Source organism: Pseudonocardia sp. Cha107L01, assembly GCF_052566575.1.
Genome location: NZ_CP199579.1, coordinates 6,239,873 through 6,259,199, shown reverse-complemented (window position 1 = coordinate 6,259,199; position 19,327 = coordinate 6,239,873). Strand labels below are relative to the sequence as shown.

Below are 19,327 nucleotides of genomic sequence, written 5' to 3'. Positions count from 1 at the left end.
CCACTCACATCTCGCTCACAGCGCACTGGCTGGCCCGGGGTAGAGCGTGTGCTCTGAACGGTGGTGCATCAAGTGGCTGATCATCGTCGGGTGATCAGGATTGGGGTGGTTGGCGTGGTGCAGGGTGGCGGCGCGGTCCAGGAGGATCGGGCACGGCGCGGGTCGGGGTACGGACGATCGGTCAAGCTGTCCGCTCTGCTCGGCGCGGTCGTGGTGCTGGCGGTCGGGTGCTCGAAGGCCGCGCCCGAGCCGATCCCGCCGGCACAGCAGCAGCCGCAGGCCGGTTCGAAGCAGCTGACCATCTGGTTGACCGGTTACTCCTGGCAGGACAACACGCCGCCCGGTTCGTCGGTCGTGGGTGAGCCGGTGTTGCACAAGCAGGCCGATGGGCAGGGTACGTTCGCGGACCCGATCACGGTGGCGGTGCCTGGTCATGAGGGCAAGATGGCGTGGCAGCCGGGGACGAAGTTCTATCTGCCGACGGTGCAGCGGTATGTGATCGTGGAGGACTCCGGTGCGGCGAAGCAGCCGGCGGGTACCGATACGCACCTGGACATGTGGATCGGTGGCCAGGACGGCACCAAGCAGGCGACCGATGACTGCGAGAACACCTTCACCGGCAGGGTGGCGGCCCAGGCCGACCCGCCGGACAACCTGCCGGTGATGGCCGGTCCGATCTTCGCCAACCAGAAGTGCAACATCCCCGCCCAGCCGGCGAACATGGGGACCTACGCGGACAGTGACGACAGCGGCAGCGGCGACGACAGCAGTGACGACGGCGGCGACAGCGGCAGCGGCGACAACTAGGAGTCTGCCTCGAGCTCGACGTGGCGCCGGTCCGGAACTCGGACCGGCGCCACTCCCGTGCGCGGCCCGGCCCCGCCGCGGCGAGGCGCACCGCCGGTTGCGCTGAGGCCCACCAAGTCGCGCCCCGAAATCTGTGGCGGCGCCGGGGCAGCCGGACAGACTTCCCTGCACAAGGCCGCCGCCTGGACCACCGCATCGGTCGGAGTGGGCCTGTTGCGACACCGCGCACGAAGTGCCGGTCGCTGGAGATGCCCGTGCGCTACGCCGTCGTCATCGCGCCGGCGGGAACCGAACGCCTCTCCACCTGATCGGAGCCCCTCGTGCGCGCAGTCCGCCCGGCCCAGGCCGGCAACGCACGGTGGTGGGCAGTCCTGCTCGCCGTGATCGCCGTGACCAGCACCGCGTGCGCCGCCGCCCCGCCCGCCGCCGGCGGCTCGGGCGATGTCGGTCGGTTCGCCGCGCTCAGCAACGTGGCAACCGACCCCGGCGCCGCCGCGAAGGTGCCGGCCCGGGTCACCCAGGCCGGCAAGCTCGTCGTGGTGATGAACGTGTCGAGGTACTGGACTCCGACGCGCGCCGACCGTCGTCGGGGTGTCGGTCAAGGTCGCCGGCGCGGTGCGGTCGAGCCCGGTCGAGGACCCGGACCAGGTGGTACGCCGGCAGGACCGCGCCGAGATCGCGGCGATGTCCTCGGCCGTGAGCGAGGTGCTGCCCGGCCTGCACCCGCACCCGGTGCGCACGGATGCCTACACCGACCTCTACAGCTCTGACGGCGCACCGCTCGTCGGCAGGACCGCCGTCGGGGGGCGGCTGCTCGTCGCCTCCGGGTTCTCCGGTCGCGGCTTCAAGTACGCCCCGGCCCTCGCCTCGGTTGTCGCGGACGCCCTGGTGGGTCGCACCGAGGTCCCGCTCGATTTCATGGCGCGAGGGCGACTGGTGAGTCACTAGGCAACCACAGGGCGTGACACCCTGCCTGACCTGTCGCTCAGGTAGGTTCTTGCGAAGTGGAACTTGTCACATCACGCCTCGTTTGAGGCTCGCAGGTATCAGGGTTGCGTATGCCCAACCACGCACAGAGCCTGTCCAGCCAATCACCCGAGTGGTACGACGAGCTGGTGCAGCTCCACGTCCTCGCCGAGAGCGGGGACACGGTGGCCGCCGCGACGGCCGAACGCTGGATCAACTCCGACGCCGATGCGCGCAAGGTGTGGGAAGACGTGGAGCGGACCTGCGACCGGGTACGCGCGGACGCGCTGCCGACCTCGGCCAACTAGGGCAGCTTGCCGGCCGGGCGGTTTCCCGGCGCCAGCCGGGGGCGTCGAGCGCATAACCACTGACGGCGCCACCGGCCAGGTGGTGCCGCAGGTCGGGGCGCACCAGCAGCAGCGCGGCAACGGCGGCCATCGACAGACCAGCGACCGGGTCGCGGCGCACCGGGGTCAGCTCTTCGATGCTGCCCCGGTACCTCCCGGTGCGGGTGACCACGGCGCCCAGCTCGGCCAGCACCGCACGGCGACGGTGCGCTCCGACCAGGGCGAGCAGCAGCTGGTGGGTGCGCACTCCGGGGCGCCCGTCCGGGCGGGCCGCCGGGCTCGAGGCACAGGCGATCTTCAGGTATGCGCCGACCAGGTCGAGCCCGCCGCCATGGCGTTTCCCGGCTCCACCAGCCGGGGGTTGACGTCGATGACTACCGGGCCGCTCGCGGGCCTCAGTGTCGGCAGCGACCAGCTCGATGCCGATCTCGACTGGTTCGGCGAGCAGCTCCTGGGCGCGGTCGGCGGCGGCACCGAGGGGCCGTGACCGGCGCAATTCGGGAACAATCCGCAGGTCGCAGGGGTTGTACGTAGCGCATCCCCAACAATGTAGAGGCGGCGTGAGCCATGAAGGGTGATCGCGTAGAGATCGTCATCGACGCCGGCAGCGGCACCACGAAGACCTACGACATTGTCGCGACCCGGGCTGGTCGCAAGGTCGGCATCGCGCACTCGCGGGGCGTCATCGAGGTATCCGAGACCACTCGGGGCGGCAGCACGGTGCGCACCGCGCGGTTCCTCTCCAACCGGGTGCTCGCACTGGTCGAGCACCCGAGCGCGGACAGCCCGGTCGGCGAGGAGATCGCACCGATGCTGCGCTCGATCTGAGTCACCGGTCACCCGGTGGTCGACGGGCTGCGTGTGCCGTTCAGGATGAGGCCCACCGCGCCGAGGTAGCCGCGCAGCGTGTCCGGGTCGGTCAGGTCGACCAGACCGTTGGTGAACACCATCGAGATGGCCACCCGGCTCAACGCATCGATCAGCAGTCGGGGGTCGACGTCCGGCAGCTCGCCGGAGTCGATCCGGCGCTGCAGGTGCGGCCGGGTCACCAGCTCGACCCGCTCGATGAGCACCCCGGCGTGTGTGGTGAACGACGGCAGCACCTGTTCGGGAACGTCGCGCAGCGCGGCCCGCAGCAGTGGGTGGTTGCGCGCGTGGTCCACGACGAAGGTCAGCACTGTGACCAGGTGCTCACCGATCGGGGCCGGCGCTTCGAGGATCGGCGCGAGCAGCTCCAGGAACCTGGTCAGCTCGCGGTGGATCAGCGCATTGCTGATGGCGTCCTGGTCGCCGACGTACTTGTACAGCGTGGGGCGCGACAGCCCGGCGCGCGCGGCGATCGTGGAGTGCAGGCGGCCACTGCGGAAACCACCGTCGAGCAGGCACCCCTCGGCGGCGTCCAGGATGCGCGCCCGGATCTCCGTCGCCTTGTCCACCCGGACCCCCGTTGACAGATTTGCGGAATTTGTAATCGTAGCCGTTGACCGGCGACCCCCGCATGTTTACGGTTCTTGTTAATTCGTAAACCGGATCGGGGAGGTCGCCGTGGGAGTGTCCGAGCGGGAACAGGTCGCGCAGCGGTTGATCGGCGGCTCCCTGAAGCGATCCTTCGACCCGGGGGTGGACATCGCGTGGGATGCGCCGCTGGAGGACGACAAGTGGTTCCGGTCGCCGGAGGCGGTGTCGCTCTTCGGCACCCCGCTGTGGGAGGCCATGACCGATGAGCAGCGCCGGACCCTGGCCCGCGAGGAGACTGCCAACACGCTGAGCATGGGCGTGTGGTTCGAGAACACGCTGAACCAGGGCCTGCTGCGGACCATGCTGTTCCAGGACCCGACCTCGGCGCACGTGCACTACTCGCTGATCGAACTGGGCGACGAGACCCGGCACATGATGATGTTCGGGCGGGCGGTGGCCCGGATGGGCGCCCGGCCGTACCGGCTCACCCGGTCCCAGGCACTGGCTGTGCAGGCATTTCCGCTCGTCTACCGGGGACTGTTCCTCTGGGTGGCGGCGCTCTGCGGCGAGGAGTGGATCGACCAGGCGCAACGCGACCAGATGCGGAACCCGGTCGTCCAGCCGCTGATCCGCCGGCTGATGCAGATCCACGTCACCGAGGAGGCGCGGCACATCAAGTTCGCCCGTGAAGGAGTGCGTCGACGGGTGCAACGGGCTCCCCGGTGGGAGAGGGCGTTCGCCCGCAACGCCAACGGGCTGGCCGCGTTCGTGATCCACCGGATGAGCGTGAGCCGCGAGGTGTACCGGCGCTGCGGGCTCGACCCGAGCGAGGCGGTCCGCCAGGCCATGGCCAACCCGCACCTCCTGGAGCCCCGGCAGCGCTACTTCGCCCCGATGCGGGAGTTCTTCGAGGGGCAGGGCCTGCTCAACGGGTTCTCCCGCGCTGTCTGGCGGCGCTACGGGTTCATCGCCTGACCCTGGCGCGTTCGCCGAGGCCGGATTCCGGGTATCGCAGAGGGGAGGGCGACCAGCGGGAGGTGAGCCGTGGCCATGGCGGAGTCGCTGGACCGTCAGCAGCGCCAACGGAAATGGTTGTCCTGGCCGTTGGCGGTGCTCTACAAGCTGATCGACGACCAGGCCACCTCCCTGGCCGCCATGATCACCTACTACGGCTTCGTGTCGCTGTTCCCGCTGCTGCTGCTCCTGGTGACCTGCCTGGGCTTCGCGATGACCGGTGATGCCGCGCTGCAACAGGCGGTGCTGCACTCCGCGCTGCGCGAGTTCCCGATCATCGGCGACCAGATCGGAGAGAACGTGCACTCGTTGCACGGCACCACCGCCGGAGCGGTCGTCGGCGTGGCCGGGAGCATCTACGGGGCGCTCGGCGTTGCCCTGGCCACGCAGAACGCCATGAACAAGATCTGGGCCGTCCCGCGCGCCGACCGGCCGAGCCTGCTCGCCGCCTACGGTCGGGGGCTCGGGCTGCTCGCGGTGCTGGGTGCCGAGGTCGTGGTGGGCACCGCGTTCTCCGCGCTGGTCACCGCCGTACAGACCGATCGGGGTGGTGGCGTCGCCGCGGCGGTGAGCGCTGCCGCCGCCCTGGGTTCGGTGGCCATCAACGCCGTGCTGCTCACGCTCGCCTACCGCGTACTCACCGCGAACCGTCCGCCGCTGCGACAGCTGTGGCCCGGTGCGCTGACGGCGGCCGTGCTGTGGGAGGTGTTGCTGGCCGTCGGTGCGTACCTGGTCGGGCACGAGCTGCGTGGAGCGAGCGCGACCTACGGCCTGTTCGGCATCGTGCTCGGCCTGATCGGCTGGCTGTACCTCGGCGCGCTCATCCTGGTGCTCGGCGCCGAGATCAACGCCGTGCGCGCGCACCGGCTCTACCCACGCAGCCTGCTCGCCCCCGATCCGAACGACCGGAGCCTGACGCCCGCCGACCGTCGGGCCTATGCCGCATACGCCCGAACCGAACGGCAGAAGACCTACCAAACGGTGCAGAGCGAGTTCAGTCCGCCGCCGACTCCCCGCACGGGGGGCACCGAGAGCTAGTGCGTCGGGATCACGCGGTCGAGGCCCCGGCGGGCGGCCCGCGGCTACCCCGGTAGGGTGCTGCTCCCTCGGCATCCGGATGAGTCCTGGAGATCCGTCAGCCGACCGTTGTGAGGGGGCACTGTCGCCGTGCATGACGTGGACAGTCCGACCGATCCGCTCCAGCCGGTCACGCCGGTCACGCCGACCAGTCCGGTCGAGGAGACCTGGTCGCAGTGGTTCCGCTGCAGGTACCTGGTCGACGGTTGCCCCTGGGGTGCCCAGTTCCAGCCCGGCCAGCTCGAGGCCGCTGAGCGGTTGCGCGACGAGCACGAGCTCAACTGCGGATTCCGCTTCGACGCTCCGTAGGGGTCGATTCGGGGCATTGCGGCGGCCCCGACGGAACGGCGCGCTCCCGGCTGGACGATCGACGCCCGCGGCGCCGGGCATCTCGACGCCGGCGGCGCCGCGCACCTCGTGGTGCGCCTAAGACGCGAAACCTGTGCCTTCTTGTCGTACGGCTCTTGTGATGGCCGCAACACTGGCGTACCGTCCGCAGAACATTCGACATCGTCGAATGAGCTTCGAGAATGTCCGGACTGGAGCCGGGTCGCTCGCGAGCACATCCAGCAGCACCTCGGGAGGGTGTTATGGACGAGCCAACGATGGTTCAGCGGTTGTCGGCCGAGGCGATCGGCACCGCGTTCCTGGTCTTCATCGGTGTCGGCGCGGTCCCGGCGACGCTCATCGTGAACGGTGGCGCCCCGTTCACGATGGCGGATCTGGGCATGATCTCTTTCGCATTCGCCACCGTGGTCGTGGCCACCGTCTACGCTCTGGGTCACGTGTCGGGCAACCACATCAATCCCGCCGTCACGCTCGGGCTCGCGGTGACCGGCAAGTTCCCCTGGTCGCGGGTCCCGGCGTACTGGGCCGCACAGGTTCTCGGGGCGATCCTGGGCGCGGGCGCGATCCTGGGTGTGCTCGGGCCGAAGGCCAGCGAGGTGGGCCTCGGCGTCGCCAGCTACTCCGCCGGCGTCGGCACCGGGCAGGCCTTCTTCGCCGAGTTCGTCGGCACGTTCATCCTGGTCTTCACCGTGTTCGGGGTGATCCACCGCAAGGCCGCCGCCGGCTTTGCGGGGCTCGCCATCGGGTTCGTCGTCTTCGCCGCGATCATCCCGGTCGCCCCGGCGACCGGCGCCGCGATCAACCCCGCCCGCGCCTTCGGGCCCATGCTCGTCCAGCAGCTCGCCGGCGGCACCGTGACCTGGAGCCAGCTGCCGGTCTACCTGCTCGCCGAGCTCGCCGCGGGTGCGCTGGCCGGCCTCGTCTACGGCGCGATATCGCGCACCCGCGCGGACCGTGCGGGATCAGCTGTCGAGATTCAGGAGCCTCAACCCGCCGCGAGCACCGCCCACGCCTAGGAGGGCCCTGAATGATGCCGCTCGTCGCGAGCGGTGATCCAGTTGGATGCGTCGCAAGGCTTGTGTCGTCCTCGGAGTGACCGATACCGCTGTTGTGTCGGCCACTCCGAGGACAACGCCGCGAGGCGCCGACTGGGCGCGCAGCAGAGCATGCATTGTTCAGGGGTCTCCCAGTGAGGTTGCGCCTCCCGACGCTCACGCCGGGGAATCGCGGTCCTGATCGACAGATCGCCGCCCGCCGCTACGCCGCGACAGTCACATTCGGTGACCTGAGGGGTGCGTCGAAAGTAACCTGAGTCTTGACTTCGGCGAAAAATACCGGACTGACGTTGGTCTCGGTGACAATGGACGCGCCAGGGGCCGACGCCAGGCAGCCTGGCGGTGACGCGGTGCTACCCCTCGGTGGCATTGCGGTGGTCCTGTCTAGGGTGACCGGCCGTGCCACCTCAACATGGCTGGCCAGGACCCCATTTCTCCCCACGCCCGAGGATCTCTAGGGACAACTGTCCCGCCGCCGGGCCCGTGAGTGGCGATGGCCGCCCAGTGCTGACCTGCGGTGACGGACAACGGATGACTCTTGTCCGGTGTCCTGTTAAGTTGCTCACATGGATCCCCGAGTCGAGCTTGCGGCGCTCACCGGCCGCATCGCCTATCACGTGGTCAAGGAGCGGATCACCAAGCCGCGGCCGACCAACCTGCGGGCCGTCCCGCCCTCGCCCGACCACCTGACCGACGAGTGGCTGACCCTCGCGCTCTGCGACGGCGTCCGCGGTGCCCGGGTGCTGCGCCACGACCTCGGCGGGCGCGACGACGGCACGTCATCGCGCCGACGGCTGACGATCACCTACAACGAGGCCGGTACCGCGGCGGGGCTCCCCACCCAGCTGTTCACGAAGTCAGGGCCGACGTTCAAGACCCGCCTGGTGTCGGCGGCCGCCGGCCTGAGCCGGATCGAGGCCAACTTCTACGCACAGGTCCGGCCCGGGCTGGACATCGAGGCGCCGCCCACCCGCTACTCGGCCTACGACCCGGTCTCCAACCGGCAGCTGCTGATCGTCGACGACCTGGCCGCCACCGAGGGCGCGGTCTTCGGCACCGTCCTGACCCGCACGCTGACCCGCGAGCAGGCCGAGGACGTCGTCGATACCCTCGCCAGCCTGCACGTGGCGTTCTGGGAGAAGCCGCTGCGGAAGATGTACGGCAGCTGGCTGTGGAACTCGTACGACTTCATGGCCACCCTGAACGTCACCATCGGCGCGGCGGCACGCATCCTCAGCGGTTTCGAGCGCGGCCGTGACGTCATTCCGGCTCGGTTGTACGACCGCCGCCACGAGGTCCCGGATGCGATGATGCGCTCTCTGGAGATCAACATCAGCGGTCCCCAGACGATGTTGCACTCCGACGTGCACCCCGGTAACTGGTACGTGACGAGGGACGGCCGGATGGGGCTGTGCGACTGGCAGTGCGTGGTCCAGGGCGGCTGGGCGCGCGACATCGCCTATGCGCTGGCGTCGGGCCTTCCCCCGGCGGACCGCCGTGCGTGGGAGCGCGACCTGGTGGACCGGCACGGCAAGCGGCTCGCCGAGGCCGGTATCGCCGCACCCTCGCCCGAGGACGCCTTCCTGGCCTACCGCCAGCAGATGCCGCACGCCATGTTCATGTGGCTGGGCACCCTGGGGCGGCACTGGGCCCAGCCCGACTACCAGCCGCACGACATCGTGATGGAGTCGGTCCGGCGTATCTGCGTCGCCGCCGACGACCTGGAGACCCTGGACGCGATCAACGAGCGGCCCGTGCTGGCCCAGGCCTGAGGAGGAGTCATGTACAGCGCCCAGGACCTGCTCGCGAGCATCGACCAGCACAAGTGGCCGGTGCTGATCGTCTGCGCATTCGCCATGATCGGCAACTACATCTTCTTCATCGAGGCGTTCCGGGTCGCCCGCCGGGACAAGATCGTGACGATTCCGATCTTCTGCACGATGTTCTGGTTCGCGCACGACCTGTCCTTCGTCTACCGGTTCGACGACTGGTTCAACAAGATCGACCATTGGTACGTGAAGCTGTTCTGGGCGGCGCTCGTGCTGACGGTGATCTTCGAGACGGTCTACCTCGCCCAGGTGCTCCAGTACGGCCGCCGGGAGCTGCTGCCGAGAGCAAGCCAGGCCCAGTTCGCCGCGCTGGTCGTCGCCGGGGTGATCGGCGCCTGCGTGTGCTGGGAAGCGGTGAAGTACGCCCTCGACGACCCGATCTACGCGGCCAGCTTCGGCATCGCCAACCTCTCCTATCCGCTGATGGGCACCGCGCTGGCTGTGCGGCGCCGGTCGATGGCCGGTCAGACGCCGATCATCTGGGTCGGCTATCTGATCCTCGTCGTATGCTGGGCGGGTGCGAACACACTCTGGTTCGGCGACGCGTTCCGGTCGACGCAATGGGTGCTGCTCGACCTCTGCTGCCTGCTCGGCGGCCTCGGGTTGCTGTACGCGAGCATCCGCTGGCGCGCGCCGGTGAGCGAGCAGCGCGAGCCGTCGGCCCAGCTGGTTTGACGGCCACCGAGACGGACGTCGTGGCGCGCATCCTGCGCGCCGCCGAGGCGTCGATCGAGCACTTCGGCCTGCAGCGCTTCACCATGGGCGACGTGGCGAAGGCGTCCGGGGTGCGCCGTCAGGCGCTCTACGACCACGTCGGTGGCCGCGACGACCTGGTGCGCGCCGTCCTCGCGGCCAAGGCCCGCCGGCTGCGGGAACGCGCCACCGAGGTGATCGACCGCCAGCGCTACTTCGCCAGCAAGGTCGTCGAGGGTCTGCTGTTCATCGTCGAGGACTCACTCGCCGAGCCCTACATGCAGGGACTGGTCGGCGAGGGCGAGTTCGCGATGATCAGCAAGATCGTCGGTGCGGACCGGCTGATGCCGAAGCTGACCGGGGAGATCTGGCGCCCGGTACTGGAGGCGGCCGAGCGCGACGGTCACCTCGTGGCCGGCCACAACTACGACGACATCGAGCGGTGGCTCACCTACGTGACGCTCATGCTCGTCGGGTCGCGCGCCCAGAGCGTCTCCGACGAACAGAGCGACCGCCGGCTGCTCGCCCGGATGCTGTTGCCCGCGCTGGTGCGCTGACCGAGCGGTCCGTGCGTGCGGCTCAGCCCGGGACGAGATGTTCGCGCGTCGCGGCGTAGATGGCATAGAGATCGCCGCCGGTGAAGTGGTGGGCCGCGATCGACTCGAGCGCCGGCGTCGCGTTGACCGCCACGGTGTGGCGCAGGTGCTCGAACAGCGGGATGTCCGAGCCGGAGTCGCCGTAGGCGATGCACCGTTCGGTGTCGATGCCGTGCTTCGCGAGCAGTGCATCGACGATGGTGACCTTGTCCGCCGGGGTGAGGATGCCGGCGGGGTCCGGTGCTCGGCGCATGGGCAGCGCGGGGAAGCGGGACGCGTGGACGTCGTCGGCGCCGACGGTGCGGAGCAGGTCGGCGAAGAAGTCGGGGGACATGGTGACCACGGCGGAGAACTCGTTGCGGTCCCTGATGTCGGTGAGCACCTCGGCCATCCCGTCGATCCACGGGCTGCGGCGGCCCAGGCCGCGCTCGTGGCGGCGGAGGCAGCCGAGGCGGGCCCGGAGGTCCTGGAGCCGGCCTGACCGGTGCCGCGGCCGCCGGTCAGGCCGGGTACTTGGCGTGCAGCAGGTCGAGCACCGGGAAGAGGTACTCGGCGAACCCGGCCGGGTCCTCGGACATCGGGAAATGCCCCCGCCCGGGCATCTCGATCAGCTCACCGCCCAGCTGTTCGGCGGCCGCCCTGCTCATCTCCGTCGTCGCCGAGTAGTCGTACTCGCCGCTGAAGACGTACAGCGGGCAGCCGGCCGGCCCGAGGTCCCCGGCGTACCGGGGCAGGTCCTGGGAGTAGAAGTACGTGTCGCCCTGGTAGATGCCGGGGCCGGACTGCGCGTACCCCCACAGCGTCTGCGCCCTCGGCCCGGCCGGGCTGCCCGGCGCGATCAGGCCGCCGACCCAGCTAGTGAGGAACGCGGAGTGGTCGACGTCGGCGCGGTGCGTCCAGTCGACGAAGCGGCCCGGGTTGCCCAGCCCGCCCTCCAGCGCGCAGACCCCGGTGAACCGCTCGCCGTACCGGCTGGCCAGGTACAGCGCGATGGCGCCACCCATCGAGCAGCCCAGCAGCACCGGGCGGCTCAGTCGCAGTGCGTCCGACACGGCGAGCACGGTGGCGGCATAGGTCTCGGTGGTGAGGGCGTAGCGCTGTGTCTGCCAGTCCTCCGGTGGGTCGGACCGGCCGTGCCAGGGCAGGTCGAAGGCGACGACCCGGTAGTGGCTGGTGAGCTCGGGGTCCTCGAGCAGGTGGCGGAACTGGCGGGAGTCGGCGCCGGCGGTGTGCAGGCACAGCAGCGGCACCCCGGCGCCGGCCGACTCGACGTAGATGCGCCGTACCTCGCCCTCGATCTCGACGGTCAGATACCGGCCCTCGATCGGGCCCAGTCCCAGCGGTGCCTGTCGCGGTGCCGGTCGAACCGGCGGTGCCACCCGGCCGTGCGCCCTGACGGCCTCGATGACCCGGTCGAGCGCGCCGGCCGCGCGGGCCCAGACCTCACGGCTGCCCCGCACCCGGTCCGCGCCGCGTGTCGCCACAAGCGCCTGTGCCGAGGTGTTGCCCCTGGTCACCGGCAGGGCGCAGAACTCCGACCACTCGGTGGCGGAGATGCTGAAGCTGAAGTCCCAGCTGGAGTTGATCGAGACGTCGTCGGCGAGGGATAGCTCGCCGTCGGCGACCCGCACGCCGAAGCGGAGGTCGCCGATCTCCAGCAGGGCCGACCACGGGTGGCAGGCAGGCAGCCCGGCCAGTGTCACGGCGGCTGAAGCGTCCCGGACATCCTCGAGCGAGGGGACCATCGGTACCTCCCTGTTGACCCAAGCCGTTGACCCAGGATTGTTCGACCGTCAGACGATTTCAGGCCGAGTGCGGGAGGTGCAAGGCCTTGACCGAGTTAAATCGGGCGGATTACCGTCGGCGCCAGATTGTCGGACGAACAGACAGGAACGATCGACCGCCGAGCTGAACTGACTCAGCGCGGCGGCCACCACGCAACGTTGCGGCGACGGATGGGGCCCCAGATGGCACACACTGGTCGGGCTGCCAGGTTGGACCTGGAGCGGCAGTCCCCGGACTTGGCCGCGAAGCGGCGCTCCGCCACCCTGGGGGCCTTCTTCGCCGAGTTCGTCGACATGTTCGACATCTACCTGCCCACCGTGATCCTGACGCCGGCGCTGATGTACTTCCAGCCCGCCCAGCTGTCGCCGGGGCTCGCCGGGATCCTGACCTCGCTGGTCTTCGCGACGACCCTGGTCGGGCGCCCGGTCGGAGCGGCGATCTTCGGCGCGCTGGCGGACCGGATCGGCCGCCGCAAGACCACCATCGCCTCCGTCTCCGGGTTCGGTGTCATCACCTTGCTGATCGCCTTCGTGCCCGGTTACACGACACTGGGCATCGCGTCCTACTGGCTGCTGATCGTGTTGCGCTTCCTGGACGGGATCTGCCTCGGCGGCGGCTACACCGGTGCGCTGCCGCTGGCGATGGAGTACTCGCCGAAGCACCGGCGCGGCCTGCTCGGCGGCGTGATCCTGGCGGCGTTCCCGCTCGCCTACATCGTCATCAACCTGGTCGGCATGGCGTCGTTCGCGATCTTCCCGCTGGCCGGACCGGACTCGCCGTACGCGGTGTGGGGCTGGCGGATCCCGTTCGTGCTCGGTTCGTTGCTGGCCTTGGCGCTGGCGGTCTACTACGTGCGGAGCGTGTCGGAGTCGGAGATCTGGGAGGCGTCGGAAAAGAAGTCGTTCCCGCTGCGCAACCTGCTGAAAGGCAGCACCGGCAAGAGCTTCCTGCAGGTGTTCACGATGATGACCGGCTTCTGGCTGACCCAGAACCTGGTCACCCTGTACCTGCCGACCACCGTCCTGCACACCTTCCTGAAGCTGTCGAACACCCAGTTGACCCTCACGCTGCTCATCGCCTACGCGTGCCTGGTGGTCAGCTACATCGGCTCCGGGATCCTCGGGCAGCGGATCGGCCGGCGGCGGTTCTTCATGATCCTCGGACCGTCCATCGCGATCTTCGGTTCGGTGCTGCTGGCGCTGCTCGTGACCGGGACCGGGCTGTCGTTCGGGATGGTCGTCCTGTTGGTGTGCGCCTTCTCCGTGCTGGTCACCGCGCCGTGGGGCGTCGTGCTCCCGTACATCAACGAACGTTTCCACACCGACGTCCGCGCCTCCGGCTTCGGGCTCGGCTTCAGCGTTTCGGTGATCATCCCGTCGTTCTACGCGTTCTACCTCGAAGGGCTCGGGCAGTTCATGCCCTATGCGCTGGCGTCCATCGTGCTGCTGGTCATCGGCGGGGTCCTGGGCGCGGTGGGCGCGGCGGCGGGTCCGGAGACGAAGGATGTGGACTTCACCCGGAGCACCTGAGAAGCCGGGGGCACCCGTGCAGTGGGCGTGACAGAATGTCAGACGAGTAGACAATCGGAGGCATGGCGCGGTGAGTGGTTACGAGGTGCTGGCGGTCCGCTACGGCACCAGGGTGGCGCGCAAGTCCGAGTCGTACCTCAACTACCACGTCTACGGCGAGCCCGACGTCGAGCTGCCGATGGACTACTTCTTCTGGGTCGTGCGCAACGCCGAGCGCACCGTGGTGGTGGACTGCGGATTCGGCGCGGCGGCCGGGCGCCGGCGGGGCCGTACCCAGCTGGTCGACCCGGCCGATGCGCTGCGTGGTCTCGGTATCGACCCGGCCGAGGTGAGCCAGCTGGTGGTGACCCACGCGCACTACGACCACATCGGCAACCTGGACCGGTTCCCCGCCGCCGAGATCGTGATCGCCCGCCGGGAGTTCGAGTTCTGGACCGGTCCCTACGCCGGCCGGGGCCAGTTCGCGCACTCCACCGAGGCCGACGAGCTGGCCCGGCTGGCCGGCCTGCGGGCCGAGGGGCGGCTGCGGCTGGTGGAGGACACTCTCGACCTCGCGCCCGGCCTGGAGCTGGTCGTGGTCGGCGGGCACACCCCCGGCCAGCTGGTCGCGCAGGTCGCGGTGGACGGCGGTGCCGCCGTGCTGGCCGCGGACGCGCTGCACTTCTACGAGGAGCTGGAGCGGGACCGGCCCTTCTTCGTCGTCGCCGACCTGCGGGACATGTACCGCGGGTTCGACCTGCTGCGCGAGATGACCGCCGACCCGGGCCGGCTGCTGGTGCCCGGCCACGACGCACGGGTGGGCGCGCTGTTCCCGGACCGGCTCACCGGGCTGCCCGGTGGGCTCGACGACCTGGTCGTGCGCATCGCCGGCCGGCGCGGGAAGGACTGAGCTCGACGTGAACGAGCGGAAGGAAAGCGCCGGGATGACACGCGGAACGGTCGGTTTCGTCGGCCTGGGCAACATGGGCGGGCGGATGACCCGTCGTCTGGTGGACGCCGGTATGACGGTGGTCGGGCACGACCCGGTGGCCGGGCGCGCCGAGGCCACCGGTGCCGAACCGGCCGCCGACCCGGCCGAGGTGGCCGGGCGCGCCGAGGTGGTGCTGCTGTCGCTGCCGGACAGCCACGTGGTCGAGCCGGTGGTCCGCGCGCTGCTGCCCGCCGCGAAGCCGGGCACGACCGTGGCCGACCTGTCCACCGCGTCGCCCGCCTCGACGACCGTGCTGCACGCCGAGGCCGGCCGGGTCGGTGTGCACTACCTGGATGCCGGCATCTCCGGCGGCGCCGCGGCCGCCGACAAGGGCACGCTGACGATCATGGTGGGGGGCGACCCGGGCGCGCTCGCCGACATCGGCTGGGTGCTGGAGCCGATCGCCGCGCAGGTCCACCACATGGGCGCCTCCGGCGCGGGTCACACCGCCAAGCTGCTGAACAACTTCCTCAACGCGGTGAGCCTGGCGGCCAGCGCCGAGGTGATGGTGGCCGGACGCCGGGCCGGGCTGGACCTGGCCCAGCTGCTCGAGGTGATCAACCACAGCAGCGGGGTCAACTTCGCCACGCTCAACCGGTTCCCGCGCATCGTGACCGGCGACTACCTGGAGGGCGGGCTGACCAGCCGGCTGATGACCAAGGACGTGGCGCTCTACCTCGACCTCCTCGGCCGCCTCGGCGTGCCCAGCCTGAACGCGGCCGGGCCGCTGGCCAGCTTCGGGCTGGCGGAGAACCTCGGCTACGGCGACCAGATCAGCAACCGCGTGGTGGACGCGATCGGTGACATCTCCGGCGGCGTGCGCGTGCACGGCGGCAACATCACCAGCAACACCAGCAACACGGAGGGATGAGCAGCAGTGCAGATCGTGCGGGGCCGCGCCCCAGAGAGCACACCTACCCAGAACCGCACCGAGACGTTCACCGGCACGGTGTGGGGCGATCCGGTGCTGCCCACCACCGAGGAAGGCAACACGATCAACTCGGTCACCTTCACACCGGGCGCCCGCACCTACTGGCACCACCACACCGGCGGCCAGATCCTGGTGGTCACCGCCGGTCTGGGCTGGGTCTGCCCGCACGGTGAGAAGCCGCAGGTGATCCGCGCCGGCGACGTGGTGTGGGTGCCACCGGGGGAGCGGCACTGGCACGGCGGCACCGTCGACACGGTGCTGACCCACCTGGCCATCTCGATCGGCAGGACCACCTGGCTCGACGAGGTCAGCGACGAGGATTACCGGGCCGCGACCGGGGAGGCGACGCAGTGAGCACATCGAACGGCAGCAACAGCGGCGACAGCGAGGGCGGCGACCGCTACCGACGTGGCCTGAAGATCCGCCGGGAGGTGCTCGGTGACGCCCACGTGGACCGGTCACTGGCCGCTGTGAGCGAGTTCGCCCGGCCGGTCCAGGAGTACGTCACGGCCACCGCGTGGGGTGACATCTGGAGCCGGCCCGGCCTGGACCGGCGGACCCGCAGCCTGCTCAACCTGGCCATGCTCACCGCGCTGAACCGCAACCACGAACTCGGGGTTCATGTGCGCGGCGCGATCACCAACGGCTGCAGCACGGAGGAGATCCAGGAGGTGCTGCTGCAGGCCGCCGTGTACTGCGGCGCACCGGCCGCGCTGGAGTCCTTCCGGGTCGCCGAGCGGGTGCTCGGTGAGATCGACGCGGAGACGGCCGCCGCGCACGCCTCGGAGAACGGTCGTGGCTGAGCCGGAGCTGCCCGGGGTCGTCGGCTTTGTCGGGCTCGGCCGGATGGGTGATCCGATGGTGCGGCGGGTCGCGGCCGGCGGGGTCGCGGTGCGCGGCTACGACGCGGCGGCCGGAGCGACCGACGGCCTTGCCGGGGTCGTCACGGCGGTGGACAGCGCGGCGGCCGCGGCGGCCGGTGCGCCGGTGGTGATCCTGATGCTGCCGGACTCCGACGTGGTGGAGAAGGTCGTGGACGGCGGCCTGCTGGACGCGCTGGGCGACGGCGCGCTGCTGGTGGACATGAGCTCCTCGGAGCCGCTGCGCACCCGAGCGCTGGCGCGGCGGGTCGCGGAGCGCGGGGTCACCCTGGTGGACGCCCCGGTGTCCGGCGGGGTCTCCGGTGCCAGGGCCGGCACCTTGACGATCATGGTCGGCGGGCCGGCCGACGCCGCCGCCACGCTGACCCCGCTGCTGTCGCTGATGGGGCGGGTGCGCCACGTCGGTGACGTCGGCGCCGGCCACGCCCTGAAGGCGCTCAACAACCTGATGTCCGCCGCGCATCTGCTGGCCAGCTCGGAGGCGATCCTGGTCGGCGAGCGCTTCGGGCTGGACCCCGCGGTGATGCTGGACGCGGTCAATGGCTCCAGCGGCCGCAGCGGGTCCACCGAGAACAAGTGGCCGAACTACGTACTGCCGGAGACCTACGACTCGGGCTTCACCGCCGGCCTGATGGTCAAGGACATCCGGATCGCGCTGGGGCTGGCCGAGGCGACCGGTGCCCCGTCCCAGCTCGCCGCCCGCACGGTCGAGTTGTGGGGCCGGGCGGTCGAGCAGCTCGGCCCCGGCGCGGACCACACCGAGATCGTGCGCTGGCTCCGCCGAGCCGGGGTACCCGGCCCCGACTAGGGAGCACCCATGACGCTCACCGCCGAGCAGCAGGAGATCAAGGACGAGTTCATCCGGGTCCGTGGCACCTGGGGCGAGGGGTGGCAGCGGATGCTGGAGCTGGACCCGCCGTTCGTGCGCGCGTACCTGAACTTCTCCGCCGTGCCCTGGCTCAAGGAGTCGCACCTGGAGCCGAAGGTCAAGGAGTTCATGTACCTCGCGGCGGACGCGGCCGCCACCCACCTCTACGAGCCGGGCATCCGCCAGCACATCGCCGCCGCGCTGGAGCACGGCGCCACCCCGGCCGAGGTCATGGAGGTGCTGGAGCTGACCAGCACCCTCGGCATCCACGCGGCCAACATCGGGGTGCCACTGCTGCTGGAGGTGCTCGAGGAGGAGGGCCTGCGCACCGGCCCGGCGCTGATGGACGCTCGCCAGGAGCGGCTGAAGGCCGAGTTCACCGCGAACCGGGGTTACTGGCACGAGTTCTGGGAGGGCATCCTCGAGCTGGCGCCGGACCTGTTCGAGGCCTACGTGGAGTTCTCCTCGGTGCCGTGGAAGACCGGGACCCTCCCGCCCAAGGTCAAGGAAATGATCTACATCGCGTTCGACGCCTCGGCCACCCACCTGTACGTGCCCGGGCTGAAGCTGCACCTGCGCAACGCGGTCCGCCTCGGCGCCACCACCGGGGAGCTGATGGAGGTGCTGTCCATCGTCAGCGTGGTCGGCATCCACGCCGCGACGACGGCGGCCCCGATCCTGGCGGAGATCGCGGCGGCCCGGGAGAATGGGGCCGGCCGGTGATCGACCCAGCCGAGCTGGGCGTCGCGGCCCAGGTGCTCTCGGTCCGGTACGCGCAGCGGCAGGTCCGGCGCAGCGAGGTGTTCCACGACTACGGGTCCTACGGGCTGCCGGACGCGACCCTCGACATGGACTACAACTTCTGGGTCATCCGCGGCCTTGCGGCCGGTCAGCGCACGCTGAACACGGCGACATGAGAGGAGAGGGTGATGCGCGACGCTCAACTGCGCCCAGCGGATTGAGCCCTCGCTGACCGGTTCGGAGGGTTCTGGGCCCGGCCTTGGGGTCAAGGTCGGGGAGAGCCCGGTGGGTGGGTGGCCGCGATGATGGTGGCGGGGTTGAGGGTGTCCTCGGCGAGGCCGCGGGCGACGTCGGCTAGGCGCAGGTGCTGGGATCGGGCGTATCGGCGGAGGATCTCGAATGCGTGGTCCATGCGCAGCGCGGAGTGTTGGCCCAGGATTCCTGTGGCTTGTTCGATGACGACGCGGCTGCGGTGTGGTAGCAGTCCAGGCAGGGGCCTTGGTCGTTTTGCAGTTGCATCAGCTCGATCAGTTCGGCGTCGTCGTTCGACGCCGCGACGAGCCGCGGCGGACCGTTCGGGCCGACCAGCATGACGCCCGCGGCGTCGGCGCCGAGTAGCTCGACGCTGTAGACGACCAGTCGGGTCAACAGTCCGATGACGTCGTAGTCATCGACCAGGGTGTCGGCCAGCGACACGAACGCCCTGGCCACCAGCCGGCGGATCTGACCGGGTCCCTGCGCGGGGACCGGGTCAATCTGGTGGGTCGGCGCGACACACGGGGGACCAAGGGTGGGTCACGCCGGCCAGGAACCTACGCCCGTACCGGCAACACCCGGCACTCGGTGCTCGTCACCCACACGGGTGTTGCTGGGGTCGGTACCTCGTGGAGCGTGAGCGTGCACCCACGGAGGTGGTCCGGGCACGGACGTGTCGGGAGGCCCACCGTGCCCGGACCACCACACATCTGGTCGCTTTCCCCCACCCCCTCGGTGCGGGGAGGGCGGCCCAGATGGTCACCGTCCCCCATGGGTAGGCAGCCCGGGACAGCGTGTGGCGGCACCGTCCACCGGGGTCTGGGGCGGAAGGAGATTAGTGTCAATCATTACCTGGCAGACGGCCCTGGGATGAACCGCCACCCGGGTGGATAATCGCTGGCCAACGGCGATGGACTAGGGCCGCGGGCGGGTGGTGTGGCATGTTCGGCGACCGGCGGGTTGGGTTCGCCGGCGAGACCGCCGCGACAGACCTGACGCCACACGTCCCCCGCTGGCGACGGGATCGGCGGCGGTCTTCCGTGTCAGGACCAATACTCGCCGCCCGCGGATCCACTTGCGTCGGCGCCGAGCCGCGGCTGCCGCACCCAGTCCAGGTCGGAGTCGGCCGCGTCGGGCAGACCCGTGGTCCCGCCGCTGCCCGCACCCAGACCTCCGT

Annotated in this window: 25 protein-coding genes; 20 read left to right on the top strand and 5 right to left on the bottom strand. The window is 70.2% G+C overall.

Annotated features, from left to right (window positions below; all coding sequences use genetic code 11):
- Positions 1-72 precede the first annotated feature (72 nt).
- From ACTXG6_RS29395 to ACTXG6_RS29375, 5 genes are all read left to right on the top strand, one after another.
- A complete protein-coding gene (locus tag ACTXG6_RS29395; protein ID WP_445182648.1) occupies positions 73-807 on the top strand; it encodes a hypothetical protein in 735 nt (244 codons plus the stop codon).
- 591 nt (positions 808-1,398) lie between these two features.
- Positions 1,399-1,755, top strand: a complete 357-nt coding sequence (locus tag ACTXG6_RS29390; RefSeq protein WP_445182647.1) for an FAD-dependent oxidoreductase — start codon at positions 1,399-1,401, stop codon at positions 1,753-1,755.
- A gap of 110 nt (positions 1,756-1,865) precedes the next feature.
- Positions 1,866-2,081: a hypothetical protein gene (locus ACTXG6_RS29385; protein ID WP_445182646.1), complete on the top strand. Its 216-nt coding sequence runs from the start codon at positions 1,866-1,868 to the stop codon at positions 2,079-2,081.
- An 82-nt stretch (positions 2,082-2,163) separates the two neighbouring features.
- Positions 2,164-2,607, top strand: coding sequence for a hypothetical protein (locus ACTXG6_RS29380; RefSeq protein ID WP_445182645.1), 444 nt, complete (start codon positions 2,164-2,166; stop codon positions 2,605-2,607).
- An 80-nt stretch (positions 2,608-2,687) separates the two neighbouring features.
- Complete coding sequence (locus ACTXG6_RS29375) at positions 2,688-2,948, top strand: hypothetical protein (RefSeq protein WP_445182644.1); 261 nt, start codon at positions 2,688-2,690, stop codon at positions 2,946-2,948.
- Between the two features lie 8 nt (positions 2,949-2,956).
- Here ACTXG6_RS29375 and ACTXG6_RS29370 read toward each other — a convergent pair whose 3' ends face one another.
- On the bottom strand, positions 2,957-3,556 hold the full coding sequence (locus ACTXG6_RS29370) for a TetR/AcrR family transcriptional regulator (protein ID WP_445182643.1): 600 nt from the start codon (positions 3,554-3,556) through the stop codon (positions 2,957-2,959).
- A 109-nt stretch (positions 3,557-3,665) separates the two neighbouring features.
- On the opposite strand from ACTXG6_RS29370, the gene ACTXG6_RS29365 reads away from it, so the two are divergent.
- The 7 genes from ACTXG6_RS29365 to ACTXG6_RS29335 all read left to right on the top strand — a co-directional run bounded on the left by ACTXG6_RS29365 (position 3,666) and on the right by ACTXG6_RS29335 (position 10,151).
- Entirely contained in the window at positions 3,666-4,553 is an 888-nt protein-coding gene (locus ACTXG6_RS29365) for an AurF N-oxygenase family protein (protein WP_445182642.1), read from the top strand.
- Between the two features lie 75 nt (positions 4,554-4,628).
- Positions 4,629-5,630 carry a YihY/virulence factor BrkB family protein gene (locus ACTXG6_RS29360; RefSeq protein ID WP_445182641.1) on the top strand — a complete coding sequence of 334 codons (1,002 nt, stop codon included), beginning with the start codon at positions 4,629-4,631 and terminating at the stop codon, positions 5,628-5,630.
- A gap of 138 nt (positions 5,631-5,768) precedes the next feature.
- Positions 5,769-5,978 (top strand): hypothetical protein, encoded by a 210-nt coding sequence (locus ACTXG6_RS29355; protein WP_445182640.1) that lies wholly within the window; start codon positions 5,769-5,771, stop codon positions 5,976-5,978.
- 296 nt (positions 5,979-6,274) lie between these two features.
- On the top strand, positions 6,275-7,033 hold the full coding sequence (locus ACTXG6_RS29350; RefSeq protein ID WP_445182639.1) for an MIP/aquaporin family protein: 759 nt from the start codon (positions 6,275-6,277) through the stop codon (positions 7,031-7,033).
- A gap of 605 nt (positions 7,034-7,638) precedes the next feature.
- Positions 7,639-8,844 carry a phosphotransferase family protein gene (locus tag ACTXG6_RS29345; RefSeq protein ID WP_445182638.1) on the top strand — a complete coding sequence of 402 codons (1,206 nt, stop codon included), beginning with the start codon at positions 7,639-7,641 and terminating at the stop codon, positions 8,842-8,844.
- 9 nt (positions 8,845-8,853) lie between these two features.
- Entirely contained in the window at positions 8,854-9,576 is a 723-nt protein-coding gene (locus tag ACTXG6_RS29340; RefSeq protein ID WP_445182637.1) for a hypothetical protein, read from the top strand.
- Positions 9,573-10,151, top strand: a complete 579-nt coding sequence (locus ACTXG6_RS29335) for a TetR/AcrR family transcriptional regulator (RefSeq protein ID WP_445182636.1) — start codon at positions 9,573-9,575, stop codon at positions 10,149-10,151. The genes ACTXG6_RS29340 and ACTXG6_RS29335 overlap by 4 nt, the downstream gene beginning before the upstream one ends.
- Before the next feature lie 22 nt (positions 10,152-10,173).
- Here ACTXG6_RS29335 and ACTXG6_RS29330 read toward each other — a convergent pair whose 3' ends face one another.
- Positions 10,174-10,590: an HAD family hydrolase gene (locus tag ACTXG6_RS29330; RefSeq protein ID WP_445190129.1), complete on the bottom strand. Its 417-nt coding sequence runs from the start codon at positions 10,588-10,590 to the stop codon at positions 10,174-10,176.
- A 100-nt stretch (positions 10,591-10,690) separates the two neighbouring features.
- Positions 10,691-11,935: an alpha/beta fold hydrolase gene (locus ACTXG6_RS29325; protein WP_445182635.1), complete on the bottom strand. Its 1,245-nt coding sequence runs from the start codon at positions 11,933-11,935 to the stop codon at positions 10,691-10,693.
- A 222-nt stretch (positions 11,936-12,157) separates the two neighbouring features.
- On the opposite strand from ACTXG6_RS29325, the gene ACTXG6_RS29320 reads away from it, so the two are divergent.
- The 8 genes from ACTXG6_RS29320 to ACTXG6_RS29285 all read left to right on the top strand — a co-directional run bounded on the left by ACTXG6_RS29320 (position 12,158) and on the right by ACTXG6_RS29285 (position 18,071).
- Positions 12,158-13,504 carry an MFS transporter gene (locus tag ACTXG6_RS29320; RefSeq protein WP_445182634.1) on the top strand — a complete coding sequence of 449 codons (1,347 nt, stop codon included), beginning with the start codon at positions 12,158-12,160 and terminating at the stop codon, positions 13,502-13,504.
- A gap of 70 nt (positions 13,505-13,574) precedes the next feature.
- Positions 13,575-14,393 carry an N-acyl homoserine lactonase family protein gene (locus ACTXG6_RS29315; protein ID WP_445182633.1) on the top strand — a complete coding sequence of 273 codons (819 nt, stop codon included), beginning with the start codon at positions 13,575-13,577 and terminating at the stop codon, positions 14,391-14,393.
- Positions 14,341-15,345, top strand: a complete 1,005-nt coding sequence (locus ACTXG6_RS29310) for an NAD(P)-dependent oxidoreductase (protein WP_445182632.1) — start codon at positions 14,341-14,343, stop codon at positions 15,343-15,345. The genes ACTXG6_RS29315 and ACTXG6_RS29310 overlap by 53 nt, the downstream gene beginning before the upstream one ends.
- 6 nt (positions 15,346-15,351) lie before the next feature.
- Entirely contained in the window at positions 15,352-15,759 is a 408-nt protein-coding gene (locus tag ACTXG6_RS29305; RefSeq protein WP_445182631.1) for a cupin domain-containing protein, read from the top strand.
- Positions 15,756-16,208 (top strand): 4-carboxymuconolactone decarboxylase, encoded by a 453-nt coding sequence (gene pcaC, locus ACTXG6_RS29300; RefSeq protein WP_445182630.1) that lies wholly within the window; start codon positions 15,756-15,758, stop codon positions 16,206-16,208. The genes ACTXG6_RS29305 and pcaC overlap by 4 nt, the downstream gene beginning before the upstream one ends.
- The gene (locus tag ACTXG6_RS29295) at positions 16,201-17,094 is read left to right on the top strand and encodes an NAD(P)-dependent oxidoreductase (RefSeq protein ID WP_445182629.1); all 894 of its coding nucleotides are present in this window, start codon (positions 16,201-16,203) and stop codon (positions 17,092-17,094) included. The genes pcaC and ACTXG6_RS29295 overlap by 8 nt, the downstream gene beginning before the upstream one ends.
- 9 nt (positions 17,095-17,103) lie before the next feature.
- On the top strand, positions 17,104-17,877 hold the full coding sequence (locus ACTXG6_RS29290; RefSeq protein ID WP_445182628.1) for a carboxymuconolactone decarboxylase family protein: 774 nt from the start codon (positions 17,104-17,106) through the stop codon (positions 17,875-17,877).
- On the top strand, positions 17,874-18,071 hold the full coding sequence (locus ACTXG6_RS29285; RefSeq protein ID WP_445182627.1) for a hypothetical protein: 198 nt from the start codon (positions 17,874-17,876) through the stop codon (positions 18,069-18,071). Before ACTXG6_RS29290 ends, ACTXG6_RS29285 begins: the two co-directional genes overlap by 4 nt.
- Before the next feature lie 89 nt (positions 18,072-18,160).
- On the opposite strand, the gene ACTXG6_RS29280 is transcribed toward ACTXG6_RS29285, so the two are convergent.
- Together ACTXG6_RS29280 and ACTXG6_RS29275 are read right to left on the bottom strand one after the other, a co-directional pair.
- The gene (locus ACTXG6_RS29280) at positions 18,161-18,307 is read right to left on the bottom strand and encodes a hypothetical protein (protein ID WP_445182626.1); all 147 of its coding nucleotides are present in this window, start codon (positions 18,305-18,307) and stop codon (positions 18,161-18,163) included.
- Positions 18,250-18,591 (bottom strand): hypothetical protein, encoded by a 342-nt coding sequence (locus tag ACTXG6_RS29275; protein WP_445182625.1) that lies wholly within the window; start codon positions 18,589-18,591, stop codon positions 18,250-18,252. The genes ACTXG6_RS29280 and ACTXG6_RS29275 overlap by 58 nt, the downstream gene beginning before the upstream one ends.
- Positions 18,592-19,327 lie beyond the last annotated feature (736 nt).

Excerpts from the sequence above, each read along its gene's own strand:
- ACTXG6_RS29385 (WP_445182646.1), top strand. The coding sequence starts at position 1,866 with ATGCCCAACCACGCACAGAGCCTGTCCAGCCAATCACCCGAGTGGTAC.
- ACTXG6_RS29375 (WP_445182644.1), top strand. The coding sequence starts at position 2,688 with ATGAAGGGTGATCGCGTAGAGATCGTCATCGACGCCGGCAGCGGCACC.
- ACTXG6_RS29360 (WP_445182641.1), top strand. The coding sequence starts at position 4,629 with ATGGCGGAGTCGCTGGACCGTCAGCAGCGCCAACGGAAATGGTTGTCC.
- ACTXG6_RS29350 (WP_445182639.1), top strand. The coding sequence starts at position 6,275 with ATGGTTCAGCGGTTGTCGGCCGAGGCGATCGGCACCGCGTTCCTGGTC.
- ACTXG6_RS29345 (WP_445182638.1), top strand. The coding sequence starts at position 7,639 with ATGGATCCCCGAGTCGAGCTTGCGGCGCTCACCGGCCGCATCGCCTAT.
- ACTXG6_RS29340 (WP_445182637.1), top strand. The coding sequence starts at position 8,854 with ATGTACAGCGCCCAGGACCTGCTCGCGAGCATCGACCAGCACAAGTGG.
- ACTXG6_RS29325 (WP_445182635.1), bottom strand. The coding sequence starts at position 11,935 with ATGGTCCCCTCGCTCGAGGATGTCCGGGACGCTTCAGCCGCCGTGACA.
- ACTXG6_RS29320 (WP_445182634.1), top strand. The coding sequence starts at position 12,158 with ATGGCACACACTGGTCGGGCTGCCAGGTTGGACCTGGAGCGGCAGTCC.
- ACTXG6_RS29290 (WP_445182628.1), top strand. The coding sequence starts at position 17,104 with ATGACGCTCACCGCCGAGCAGCAGGAGATCAAGGACGAGTTCATCCGG.
- ACTXG6_RS29280 (WP_445182626.1), bottom strand. The coding sequence starts at position 18,307 with ATGGACCACGCATTCGAGATCCTCCGCCGATACGCCCGATCCCAGCAC.